Origin of the sequence: Methanovulcanius yangii (genome assembly GCF_018687785.1) — an archaeon.
GTDB classification, from domain to species: domain Archaea; phylum Halobacteriota; class Methanomicrobia; order Methanomicrobiales; family Methanomicrobiaceae; genus Methanovulcanius; species Methanovulcanius yangii.
Genome location: NZ_LTBL01000001.1, coordinates 680,321 through 692,811, shown reverse-complemented (window position 1 = coordinate 692,811; position 12,491 = coordinate 680,321). Strand labels below are relative to the sequence as shown.

Sequence of the window (12,491 nt, the reverse complement as noted above, 5' to 3'; positions counted from 1 at the left end):
ATTTGGCAGTATGGAGCGCACCTGGCAAGGTATTTCTATTTGGTGAGCATGCGGTGGTGTACGGAAAGCCCGGCATAGCGATGGGGATTAAACCGCGGGTCTATGTAACCGTGCGAAAGACCCGGCATCCCCCGCGGGTGAAATCGCCCTATCTTGAGATGTGTTTTGAGAAGATGGGTGTCAATGGAAGCGTCTATATCCATTCCCAGCTTCCGAGTTCATCGGGCCTGGGGTCCTCGGCGGCAGTGACGGTCGCAACGCTTTCTGCGATCAACGACGAATTCTCGCTGGGACATTCGAGAGATGATATTGCGCATCTCGCATTCCAGGTGGAAAAGGAGGTCCAGATGGGACGTGCAAGCCCCACGGACACCTACGTCTCCACCTTCGGTGGCATCGTTTTGATCATGGGTGGAACCAAGCGCCGTCTCCCTCCGCAGGATTTTCACCTCGTCATCGGCAATACGATGGTCTCTCACTCCACGGCAAAGATGGTCGAGCAGGTTGCAACCTTCCGGGAAGAGGACCCGAACATCGTCAATCCCATTCTCGATGCCATCGAGGCGGTGACACTCAAATCCATGCATGTCTTCAATGATCACCGTTCTCTCGGCCGGTACATGGATATCAATCATGAACTGCTTGAGGCACTCGGCGTCGGGCATCCATCACTGACACGCCTGGTGATGGCCGCACGGTCGGCAGGTGCCTATGGGGCGAAGATCACGGGCGCGGGGGGCGGCGGTTCCATGGTGGCCCTTTGTCCCAAACGATCCAAATCAAAGGTCGCAGGAGCCATCGAGGGCTGTGACGGGAAGGCAATCACCACCACGATCGACACAGAAGGGGCACGAAAGGAGTCAGAAGATGACAGAAAGCATACTGGTAAAGCTGGGCGGTAGCGTCGTTACCGACAAATCGGGTGAATGCAAAGTAGACGAGGCACGACTGGCGGCAATTGCGGATGAACTCGCATCCCGTCCGGATGTCCGGTTTGTGGTTGTACATGGTGCCGGTTCCTGCGGGCACCCGGAAGCGAAACGCCATCACCTTGATAAAGGTTTAAATCAGAATAATAAAGCAGGTATATTTATCACCCACAATGCCGTTCGGAATCTGAACGATGCGGTGATAAAGGCGCTGCGTGCACGAGGGGTGGAGGCCGTCGGTATCCATCCGCTTGATGCATGCATCGCAAACAACGGACGTCTCATATCATTCGAAAGCGGACCTGTAGAACTCCTCATGCAGCATGGAATTGTTCCGGTCCTCCACGGGGACGTGGTCATGGACCGTAAACGGGGTGCATGCATTGTTTCCGGGGATCAGCTGATAGCAGCTCTTCCGTCAAGGATACGGATCGACCGTATTGGTCTTGCGACCGACGTTGCGGGCGTTCTCAGCGATGGGGACGTGGTGCCGGTCATCACTCCGGAGACCGCAGACATCCTGGACATTCGGCAATCAGACAATACCGATGTTACGGGCGGAATGAAAGGGAAGATTTCCGAACTCCTCGCTCTTGCAGAGGAAGGAACGGAATCGGCCATCTTTCATATTTCAAGGCTCGGGGATTTCCTGGATGGGCGTGATCACGGTGGAACTGTTGTGAAAGGTTCCCACAAGCAGAACTGACTGCTCCGTTGCATACCTGGTGTAGCAGCACAATATCGGCACCCTCGCATACGAGGCGGTGTACGGAAAAAAGGATGGACCCCACATGCCAGAAAGGGGGAAATATCATAATGAAAAATACGAGCACATCATCACGAAAGAAAGAGCATCTCATCATCTGTGCAAACGAGCCCGTTCTCGCGGGTGCGACGGGGTTCGACGACATCCGTCTGGTGCACGATGCTCTGCCTGAATGTTCCATGGATGCTGTCGACCTGCGTCAGCGGTTTCTTGGACATCAGCTGAACTCACCTCTCTTTATCGCTGCGATGACCGGGGGGCATCCCGACACGACGGCTGTCAATGCAACCCTCGCGAGAGCGGCAGAGGAATGTGGTATCGGCATGGGCGTCGGCTCCCAGCGTGCGGCCCTTGAAGACCCCGAACTGGAAGGAAGTTTCACCGTCGTCCGGGAAGAAGCGCCGACCGCATTTCTCTGTGCGAACCTGGGTATAATTCAGCTCAAGGACCATGGTGCAGAATGGGCCGATCGTGCAGTCGAGATGATCGATGCACAGGCACTCTGCATTCACCTGAACCCTCTTCAGGAAGCAATCCAGCCCGAAGGCGATCACGACACCTCCGGGTGCCTCGAAAGTCTGCGTGATCTCTGTTCATCCGCCAGGTACCCGGTCATCGTCAAGGAGACCGGGTCGGGGATATCGTATGAAGTCGCCCGTTCGCTGTATGCAGCGGGTGCGGCGGCCATCGACGTCGGCGGCATCGGCGGGACATCGTGGGCGGCGGTCGAACGGGTGCGGGCCCATGATCCGGCGCTCGCCTCCCTCGGCGATCATTTCGCCGACTGGGGAATCCCGACCGCCGTCAGCGTCGTCGAGACGCGGCGGGCCGGAGGGCCGGTCATTGCGACCGGCGGCCTGAGCCGGGGAACGGATATTGCAAAGGCCATTGCAATCGGCGCGGATCTTGGCGGCATGGCACATGCGCTCCTTGGGCCTGCGCTTGACGGCGATGATGCCCTGATGAGTGAGATCTCCCGGATACACCGGGAACTTGCGGTTGCGATGTATCTTACCGGTGCACGAACCGTGAACGAACTGAAATCAATACGAACGTACATCACCGGCATAACCGCCGAAATGCTACGAAACGAGGAATAAACAATGGAAGTTGAAGTAATAGCCGTGGGCGGGTATAACGAAGTCGGCAGAAATATGACCGCCGTCCGCTGCGGAAAAGAAATAGTTATTTTCGATATGGGTCTGCGTCTGGACCAGATCATGATCCATGAGGATGCGGAAGTAGAGAATATGCATTCCCTGGATCTCATCGGGATGAAGGCGATTCCCGATGATACGATCATGAATGCCGTGGAAGGGACGGTCAAGGCGATTGTCTGTACCCACGGGCACCTGGACCATATCGGTGCCATTCCCAAACTTGCGCACCGGTACGACGCCCCGATCATCGCAACGCCCTATACTGCGGCCCTCATCCGCCAGCAGATCGAGGGGGAGAAGCGCTTCGTGGTGAACAATCCGGTATTCGAGCTTCCGGCAGGGAAGAAATACCGCTACGAGATATCCAAGCACCTCTCCCTTGAGTTCATCGCGGTGCAGCACTCGATTCTCGATACCGCGATGGCGGTTCTCCACACGCCGGAAGGTGCGGTCATCTATGCGAATGATTTCAAGCTCGACCGCACCCCGGTCCTCGGCGAACCTCCCAACTTCGCGCGGATGCGCGAAGTGGGCAAGGAAGGCGTGCTCGCCCTCATCGTCGAGAGCCTGAACGTGAGAATCCCGGGTCGTTGCCCCAGTGAACGGATTGCCCAGCGACTGGTCAGAGACGTGATGACCTGCTATGAGGACGACAAGAATGCGATGATGGTCGGAACCTTTGCCTCGAACATTGCCCGTGTGAAGATGATCGCCGAGTGTGCCCACGAGATCGGACGAAAACCGGTGCTCCTTGGAAGATCGATGGAGCGCTACTCTTCCACCGCCGAGCAGATGAAGCTCGTCGGGTTCCCTCGCGGCATGACGATGCGCGGCAACCGGCGCACGGTGGACAAGATGTTCCGTACCATCATGAAGGAGGGCCGGGAGAACTATGTGCCCATCGTCACCGGAAGTCAGGGCGAGCCCGGCGCCATTCTCACCCGTCTTGCCTTCGGCCAGACGCCGTTCAAGATCGAGAAGGGCGACCGGATCCTCTACAGTGCAAAGGTCATCCCCAATCCCATGAATTACGGCCAGCGGCACACGCAGGAGGTGCTCCTCGGGATGAAGGGAGCCCGTATATTCACCGATCTTCACGTGAGTGGTCACGCCCAGCGTGAGGAGCACTACGAAATCCTGCACTACTTCAATCCACAACACATAATTCCGTCCCACGGCGATATTGACATGACAGGCGGATACCTGAAACTTGCGGAGGAGTGCGGGTACACCCTGAATAATGATGTGCATATCCTGAGAAACGGACAGCGGGTCAGAGTACGGTAATATTCCTGGTGATGAAAATGGATCTGTTCACATATCTGGAAACTGTTGCGGAAGAGATTGACACGGCACTGGAGAGGGAATTCGGCGGACTTCCCGGCGAACTTAACAAGGCGAGCGCCCACCTGCTGCTTGCGGGTGGAAAGAGGCTGCGACCTGCGGTGGTCATGCTCGCCGCCGATATGGTCAGAAAAGGCCGGTCGCAGGAGATATTTCCCGCCGCCCTTGCACTGGAAGTCACCCACACGTTCACACTGATCCATGACGACATCATGGACGGGGACGCAGTGCGCCGCGGTGTCCCGACCGTGCATACGGTCTGGAACGAACCGACCGGCATTCTTGCGGGAGATGTCCTCTATGCCCATGCGTTCAAACTGATATGTACCGCGATCGCCGCCGATGTGGATAAAGTACGATCGGTCACGACTCTTGCCAATGCCTGTGCCGAACTCTGCGAGGGGCAGCACATGGACATGTCGTTTGAGACCCGCGAGGATGTCGATGAATGGGAGTACATTGAGATGGTCTCGAAGAAGACCGGGATTCTCTATGCCGCAGCGGCCGCCATCGGTGCAACTCTTGCAGGCTGCAGCGCCCAGCAGGCCCAGTCGCTCTATGAGTGGGGGCTTTCCAGCGGCATCGCATTCCAGATACAGGACGATTACATCGACCTGATGGCAGATTCCTCAAAGAGTGGAAAGGACCGTGCCTCCGATCTTAGGCAGGGGAAGCAGACGCTTGTTGCGATCCTTGCCCGTGAGAAGGGCATCGACCTTTCGAAATACCGCAAACCCGACCTGACAGAGGGGGAGATTGATGAGGCGATCTCTCTTCTCGAAGATGGCGGTGTCCTGGAAGAAGTACGGGCCATCGCACAGTCCCGGGTTGAGAGGGCCAAGAGCATGCTCAACATCTTCCCCGACTGCGATGAAAAAGACTGCCTGATGCAGATTACCGATTACTTTGTCTCACGGGGATTCTGAATGGCAACAGACCCCAAAGACTTCTTTTATCTTCACGCCCTGCGAAACGCCGTCGAGCACAACAATGTCCCACGGGCGGGACCGGTTCTCGGCGCACTGATGGGTGCACACCCGGAATTCCGGTCGCAGGCAAAGGAACTCTCCGGCATCCTGCAGGGGGTCCTCTCGGACATCGAGGGCATGACGCCGGAGGAGCGGCGCGCAAAGCTCGCAGAGCTCGCACCGGAAATGCTCGAAAAGAAAGAGAAGAAGAAACGCGAGACCGGTCTTCGGCCCCTTGCAAATGTTGGTCCCGAGGGCGTGGTGATGCGCTTTGCCCCGAACCCTTCCGGCCCGCTTCATCTCGGGCATGCCCGCGCCTCATTTCTCAATGACTACTATGTCCGGGAATACGGTGGGAAGTATATCCTGCGCATCGAGGATACCGATCCCAAGCGGGTGAACGAGGAGAACTACCGGATGCTCCTCGATGATATCGAGTGGCTCGGCCTTGAAATCTCGGATATCGTCTACCAGAGCGACCGGCTCGACATCTACTACGAATACTGTGAAAAGCTCATCTCCATCGGCGGGGCGTATGTCTGCACCTGTGATGCAGAGGTCTTCCGCGAAAAGAAGAATGCAAAGGTTGCCTGCCCCTGCAGGGAGCAGAGCGTCGAAGATAACCTTCGCCTCTGGCAGGCGATGCTGGACGGGGAGTATGCCGAAGGGACGATCACCGTCCGCGTGAAGACCGACATCGAACACCCGGACCCCGCGATGCGGGATTACTCGATATTCAGGATCGTCGAATCGCCCCCGCATCCCCGCATCGATGCCCGCGTCTACCCGCTGATGAACTTCTCCGTCGCGGTGGACGATCATCTCCTTGGTCTGACTCATGTGATCCGCGGCAAGGATCACATCGCGAACACCCGTCGCCAGCAGTTCATCTACGAGTACTTCGGATGGCCGATGCCGGAGTATTTCCATTACGGGCGCATGTCCATCGAAGGCGTCGTCCTCTCCACATCGGCGATGAAGGAGGGCATTGCACAGGGCATCTATACCGGGTGGGACGATATTCACCTCGGGACCCTGAAGGCAATCGCACGCCGTGGATTTCAGGCGGAGGCGGTCCGGCATGCGATGGTGGATATCGGCATCGGGCAGACGGACATCTCCTTTTCATGGGAGAACCTTTATGCGGCGAACAAGGCCCTCGTCGACCCCGTCGCCCCGCGGTACTTCTTTGTCCCCGACCCGGTCGCCTGCACCATCGAAGGGGCGCCGGAGATGGTGGCAACTCCCTCCAGAAACCCGAATGACCCGGCGGAGGGCTCCCGAAACCTGCCGTTTGCCGGAACGCTCTATGCGCCGGAAGATGAGGTGGCCACCCCCGGGCTGGTGCGGTTCAAGGATCTCTTCAATGTGCGCATCGGGGAGAGCGGCGGCATCCCGACCTTTGTCTATGACGGGGATTCACTGGAGGAGGCACGTGCGGAGCGGGCGCCTATCGTGCAGTGGCTTCCGAAGGGCGAGACCGTCCCCTGCAGCCTCCATACGCCCGACGGCATTGTTCACGGGCTCTGTGAACGCGGTGTCATGGACGAATATGACAGGGTCGTTCAGTTCGAACGTGTCGGTTTTGTCCGCGTGGATGAGGTGACGGAGCATAATGTCTCCGCCTACTTTACCCACCGATAATTCTATTTTTGGAAATCAATTTCTTTATGGGCAGCGTATAGAGAGAGCATTATGCCAAACCTGACCATAGCTGTCCTGGGTGCCAATGGATATGCAAAAGATATCGGAAAGGCGGGGACAAGTTCGGATATCACCTTCTATAATCTGAAAAAAGGTGAGGATACGGTCACGATCATCGAACCGACCCGGTATCCCGAACGGCTTGCCCCCCTCTACTATGCGGTTGCGATGTCGTCGGCGGCCCTTCTCATCGTCGATGCGATCACCGCGGAATTCGGCGAGATGGTGGTCATGCTCGATGCACAGAAGGTGACGAAAGGGTACATCGTGCTGCGTAATTATCTCGATATCTCCCAGATTGCACCGCTTATCCGGGGAACGGCGGTCGAAGGGTATGCCGTCGTCGAGGACAATCCGATAGCAATGCGGGAACAACTCCTCGTGGATGCCCAGGCGCTTACCTATGAACAGGACGCCACCGGCATGACGGGGATTGTCTCCGTCGACCATGCCTTCAATGTGAAAGGGATAGGGACGGTCGTTCTTGGCGGTGTCGAATCCGGGACAATACGGCAGCATGACACCCTGACCGGCTACCCCGGCGAAATCACCGCTCAGCTGCGGTCCATCCAGAAACACGACGACGATGTGACCGAGGCCTATGAGAGCGACCGCGTGGGCCTCGCTCTCAAAAACATCTCCGCCGAGGAGCTGGAACGAGGGATGGTCCTCACCAACGGACCCGGCATCAAAGTCAGCAATCGCCTGGAGGGGCCGGCGCATATCGTAAAATACTGGCCCGAACCCCTCAAGGAGGGGATGGTTGTTCATATCGGGTTCTGGATGCAGTATATCAACGGCCGGGTTGTGTCGGTCGCATCGGAGGGCGACTGGCACACGCCGACGCTTGTCATAGAACTCGACAGGGAACTGGCATATCTCCCGGGACATTCCGCGGTCATCCACTATCTCGACGGCGGTCGCCTCAGGGTCGCGGGAACAATCGACCTCTGAATCTTTTTTTTTTAAAACGGGTAAAACACCGGGGCGAGCACCACCGCGAGGATGCCGGTGATGAGAGTGAGGGGGGTGCCGAATAGAATATAGTCCTTCACCGAATATCCACCGGGTTCGTAGACCATCATGTTTGTCTGGTACCCCGCAGGGTTGATGAACGCATAGGAACAGCCGAGCATAATCACAATCACGTAGGGCATGAAGCTGACATCAAGGGTTGCGGCGAGCGAGTAGCCGATCGGAAACATGAACGCCGCCGCTGCGGCGTTGGTGATGATGTTTGTCATGATGATGCAGCCCAGAAAGATTGCCACGAGGCTGGTCATCGGGGTTGTGCCCCCGAGGTGGGCGATCGCATCCGCGATGGTCTGGGAGAGTCCCGATGAGGTGATGGCAGATTCCAGCCCTATGGCGCAGGCAAGGATAATGATTGTCGGAAAGTCGATGCTTTTGCCCGCCTTGTACACGGTCATGCATCCGGTCAGGAGCATGGCGATGGTGGCCAGAAGTGCTGCATTGATGAGGGGGAGCACCTGGAGTGCGACGGAGGCGACCATAAGGGCGGTGATGGCGATCGCGGTGATTGCCTTGTCGGTACGCTTGATGTGAAAGCCGCTCAACGGTTTCTCCACGATGAACTGCGTCTCATCCCTTCGTTCGAAGAAGAACGATTCATCGACTTCGAGAATGATGCTGTCCCCCGCCTGGATGGCCGTCTCGGGAAACGGCGTCTCAAGAGGTTTTCCGTTGCGCGACATGCCGACGACTTCGGTGGTAAAAAAGGAGGATGTGAGCCATTGAAGGAAGGAAATCCTGTAGCCGACGGCCGGGTTTGTCGGGGCGACGACAACCTCCACAAGCTGATGCCGGTGCCGCTCACTTCCATCTTCCGTCGAGAGGTATGCGGGACGAAGACCAATCCTCGACCAGAGGTGGGACAGGGACTCGAGGTCTGTCAGGAAGAGGAGGATGTCGCCTGCCTGAAGGGCGAGGTCCGGAAGGGGCTTCATCTCCCGCCCGTCACGCACGAGGTTTTTCAGGGTCGATCCCTTCTGCTGGAGAAATCCCGCTTCGGTAAGGGTCTTGCCGATGAGCTTGGAACGCTCCTCGACGAGAAAGTCTGCGGTGTAGATTCTCTTGCGGCCCAAATCGGTACTCTCCCCTGCACCGGACCGGATCAAGAGACCTGAAAAGCCCATGATGAAGAGGATGCCGGCAACGGCACAGGGGATGCCGACCATCGAGGGGGTGAACATCCCTATCTCCGTCATGTGCGGTGCGTTCGGGTCGCCGATGGCGATGTATTCTGCGACGAGTCCTGCAATGATCAGGTTGGTGGAGGTTCCGATGAGGGTGACGGCACCGCCGAGGATGGAGGCATAACTGAGCGGCATGAAGAGACGTGATGACGAGAGTCCGGTCGTCCGGGTAATATCCCGTATGACGGGAATCATCATGGCGACGAGCGGGGTGTTGTTGAGAAACGCACTTCCCACGGCGATCGTCGGGAGAAGTTTTGCCTGTGCGTTTCTCAGGGTCCGGGGGATGCCGATGGCGGTGTCGACGATGAGGGAGATGGCCCCGGTGGAATACATTCCTTCTGCCACCATGAAGAGGACGGCGACGGCTATGACACTCGTATTGGAAAACCCTTTCAGAAGATCAGCGGGGGGAGCGAGTCCAAGGGTCATTGCCGCTGTGATGGCACCGGCGAAGAGTACCCACGGGGGGATTTTCGTTCTGACAAGAAGTGCAAAGAGGGCTATGAGGAGTAGTAATGTCAGCCATGCATCGGGCGTCATAGAGATCAGCATGTTATGATTCCCTCAATGAAATCGAATGTCCGTGCACAGACCACCGCAGGAGCTTTCAGGCATATGGCTCATATCCACAATTATCAGAGCCTCCTCATAAAGATATGCAAAACTGCGCCGGCCCGGTTGTTGGGGGTCACTTCGAAAAAATTCGTAGTCTAGCATACCTTGATTACAATAAAAATGCCATGAAGTGTATCATGTATGCAAAACCGATCATAGGGCTTGCAATCGCGGTCCTCATTGGAGCACTGCTCCTCGGCGGCACAGTAACCGCCGCAACGGACAGTGCAGACGAACGTGTCATCCACGTCTCCGGCACCGGAAAGGTCACCACCTCTCCGGACCGGGTCATCATCACGGTGGGTGTGGAGACGGAGAACCCGGATGCCGCGACGGCGCAGCAGCAGAATGCGGCAAAGATGGATGCGGTCGTATCCGCCCTCAAGAAGATGGGCATACCTGCAGAAAATATCCAGACCTCGGGATACTCCATGTATTCGAGGACTGCGGATGATGATTCGCCTTTCGGAGGAAAGGAGGTGAAGGTGTACGTGGTCAGCAACAATGTCGTCGTCACCCTTGAGGACGTGACGATGGCAGGAGAGGTGATCGACACCGCCGTTTCAAGCGGGGCCAACCAGGTCAACTCCGTCCGGTTCACCCTCAGTGACGAGAAGTCTCAGGAACTCCGGGCAGACGCCCTGCATGCAGCCGTTACGCAGGCCCGCGCGGATGCCGATGCCGTTGCTGACGCCCTCGGCGTCATGATCCTCGGTGTCAAGGAGGTCAGTGTGGGAGGCAGTTACACACCGGTCGTCTATGCCGAGGAAGCGGTCTACAGGAGCATGGATGCAGCAGGGTCGTATGCCTTCCCCACCCCCATCGAATCCGGCAGCATCGATGTAACGGCGACGGTCTCCGTCACCTATTTCATCTGAACTCTTTTTTTTCCATTATCCGTGCACCGCGGTGAAAGGATAAAGATGTGCCAGACCGATGTGTATGTATGAGCGATACATCCGGCGCAATGGATTCACAGACCCGTGCTAAGAGGAATGCCGGGTACTACGCCGCGGATATGATACCGGACAACTCCATCGTTGGTCTTGGGACCGGTTCGACGGTCTTTTTCATGATGGAGCGTCTTGCCGAACGGATGGGCGAAGGGCTCAGGGTAACCGGAATTGCCACTTCGTTTCAGACAGAACGCCGGGCATATGAATACGGCATCCCCATCACATCCCTGCATGAACACGATCATATAGATATCGCGATAGACGGTGCCGATCAGATTGATCCGCAGTTTCGCCTGATCAAGGGGCGGGGGGCTGCCCAGACCCGGGAGCGCTGCGTTGCGGCGGCGGCGGAAGTATTCGTTATCGTCGCGGATGAGGGCAAGCTGACCGACTGGTTCACCGCTCCGGTGCCCGTGGAAGTTCTCGCATTTGCCGTACCCATTGTCATGAACGGGCTCGTCGCACTTGGCGGGACACCGGTAATTCGGGAGGGCGTCAAAAAGGACGGTCCGGTCATCACCGATAACGGGAACTGGATCATTGACTGCACCTTCCCGCACATTGAGAATCCGGAAGAGCTTCAATGTACTATCAATGCCATGCCGGGTGTCCTGAGTTGCGGAATTTTTACTGAATTTACCGGAAAAACAAGTATTGTTGTCGGTACTTCCGACGGAGTGGAAGTCCGTTCACTCTAATATGGTCTTCTGGACCTGTGAAAGGTGTTCACGAACCTTGTGGATGAGCATGAGCTGATTCTCCACTTCTTTTCGCTTATTTTCCTCAATTATATCCATTATTTCGGCAATCGGTTTTGAAAGAGAATAGATTTTGACCGGGCGTCCTTTACTCTCTGCCTTCGATTCGCGACTCTGGATCCATCCGTTTTCCTTGAGCGTCCGCATCGCAATGCTGACTTCAGGCTGCCGGAGGTCTGTTCCCCGTTCAATGTCCCTGGATGTTGCTTCGGGGGAACTTGCCAGGTAGACCAGCACTTTGGCAACGTTTCGCTTGAGACCGATCTCCGTGAGAAGATTAGAGAATTCCTCATCCTCATCCGTGAAGATCATTACCTTTTCCATTCTCATATTTTACACCGTAAATACAATCTCAATTATTCAATGTACTATAAATACATTGGTGTATGTATTATGTCTGTATATATACATAAAAACCTTCGGATAGGGTTAAACCAGTTGGTTATAAAGAAAAGAAGAATATTTGAATTGTATTATTAAATTAATCCAAGATTCGAAAGATCTGAGAGAATCTTATTGACTGCCTTTTTCGCATCTTCCGGTACTTTTCCACCCGTGATGATCAACTTGCCCGACCCAAAGAGGAGAACGACCACTTTTGGTTCTTCAAGACGGTAGACCAGTCCCGGAAACTGTTCGGGTTCGTATTCGATGCGATCGAGATTGAATCCGACGGCAATTTTGTTCAGGTTGATCGGCGTGCCGAGATCGGCTGAGGTGACGATGTTCTGAACCTTATATTCAAGTTCATTGGGGATGTCGATTCCAAGCTCCCTGAGTTTTTCTCCGAGAATCTCAAGGCCCTGTGAGACACCGTCGATGCTCTTGGCACCGGTCAGAACCACCTTTCCCGACCCAAAAACAAGGGCGGCGATCTTCGGATTCTGCATACGGAGGACAACACCGGGGAACCGCTTCTTATTGTATTCGGCATCCTTAATCTTCGATGAGATCATCTGAAGATCCAGTTCATCGGCAACTTTGGCGGAAGCAACGATATTTTCAATTTTTAAAGAATCCTCTGGATTGTGCTTCATATAGTATATAAAAAGGATATAAAAAGTATATAAAT

12 protein-coding genes are annotated in these 12,491 nt (G+C 55.9%); 9 read left to right on the top strand and 3 right to left on the bottom strand.

Translation table 11 applies throughout. The annotated features are described in order from the left end of the window. Positions 1 to 2 precede the first annotated feature (2 nt). The 7 genes from mvk (at position 3) to AZH53_RS03435 (ending at position 7,825) form a co-directional block, all read left to right on the top strand. The gene (gene mvk / locus AZH53_RS03465; protein ID WP_319642152.1) at positions 3 to 902 is read left to right on the top strand and encodes a mevalonate kinase; all 900 of its coding nucleotides are present in this window, start codon (positions 3 to 5) and stop codon (positions 900 to 902) included. Beyond that, positions 868 to 1,635 (top strand): isopentenyl phosphate kinase, encoded by a 768-nt coding sequence (locus tag AZH53_RS03460; protein WP_319642151.1) that lies wholly within the window; start codon positions 868 to 870, stop codon positions 1,633 to 1,635. The genes mvk and AZH53_RS03460 overlap by 35 nt, the downstream gene beginning before the upstream one ends. 110 nt (positions 1,636 to 1,745) lie before the next feature. Further along, entirely contained in the window at positions 1,746 to 2,795 is a 1,050-nt protein-coding gene (fni, locus tag AZH53_RS03455; RefSeq protein ID WP_319642150.1) for a type 2 isopentenyl-diphosphate Delta-isomerase, read from the top strand. 3 nt (positions 2,796 to 2,798) lie between these two features. Next, a complete protein-coding gene (locus AZH53_RS03450) occupies positions 2,799 to 4,142 on the top strand; it encodes an RNase J family beta-CASP ribonuclease (protein ID WP_319642149.1) in 1,344 nt (447 codons plus the stop codon). A gap of 17 nt (positions 4,143 to 4,159) precedes the next feature. Then, positions 4,160 to 5,125 (top strand): polyprenyl synthetase family protein, encoded by a 966-nt coding sequence (locus AZH53_RS03445; RefSeq protein WP_319642148.1) that lies wholly within the window; start codon positions 4,160 to 4,162, stop codon positions 5,123 to 5,125. Then, a complete protein-coding gene (locus tag AZH53_RS03440) occupies positions 5,126 to 6,811 on the top strand; it encodes a glutamate--tRNA ligase (RefSeq protein ID WP_319642147.1) in 1,686 nt (561 codons plus the stop codon). A 51-nt stretch (positions 6,812 to 6,862) separates the two neighbouring features. Further along, positions 6,863 to 7,825, top strand: coding sequence for an EF-Tu/IF-2/RF-3 family GTPase (locus AZH53_RS03435; RefSeq protein ID WP_319642146.1), 963 nt, complete (start codon positions 6,863 to 6,865; stop codon positions 7,823 to 7,825). A gap of 11 nt (positions 7,826 to 7,836) precedes the next feature. Here AZH53_RS03435 and AZH53_RS03430 read toward each other — a convergent pair whose 3' ends face one another. Continuing rightward, the gene (locus AZH53_RS03430) at positions 7,837 to 9,642 is read right to left on the bottom strand and encodes an SLC13 family permease (RefSeq protein WP_319642145.1); all 1,806 of its coding nucleotides are present in this window, start codon (positions 9,640 to 9,642) and stop codon (positions 7,837 to 7,839) included. 200 nt (positions 9,643 to 9,842) lie between these two features. On the opposite strand from AZH53_RS03430, the gene AZH53_RS03425 reads away from it, so the two are divergent. Next, complete coding sequence (locus AZH53_RS03425) at positions 9,843 to 10,583, top strand: SIMPL domain-containing protein (RefSeq protein ID WP_319642144.1); 741 nt, start codon at positions 9,843 to 9,845, stop codon at positions 10,581 to 10,583. 68 nt (positions 10,584 to 10,651) lie between these two features. Continuing rightward, on the top strand, positions 10,652 to 11,359 hold the full coding sequence (rpiA, locus tag AZH53_RS03420) for a ribose-5-phosphate isomerase RpiA (protein WP_319642143.1): 708 nt from the start codon (positions 10,652 to 10,654) through the stop codon (positions 11,357 to 11,359). On the opposite strand, the gene AZH53_RS03415 is transcribed toward rpiA, so the two are convergent. Together AZH53_RS03415 and AZH53_RS03410 are read right to left on the bottom strand one after the other, a co-directional pair. After that, positions 11,351 to 11,749: a MarR family transcriptional regulator gene (locus AZH53_RS03415; protein ID WP_319642142.1), complete on the bottom strand. Its 399-nt coding sequence runs from the start codon at positions 11,747 to 11,749 to the stop codon at positions 11,351 to 11,353. The two genes, rpiA and AZH53_RS03415, sit on opposite strands and share 9 nt — an antisense overlap. Positions 11,750 to 11,895: 146 nt before the next feature. Beyond that, positions 11,896 to 12,456, bottom strand: coding sequence for a TATA-box-binding protein (locus AZH53_RS03410; RefSeq protein WP_319642141.1), 561 nt, complete (start codon positions 12,454 to 12,456; stop codon positions 11,896 to 11,898). Between the last annotated feature and the right edge of the window lie 35 nt (positions 12,457 to 12,491).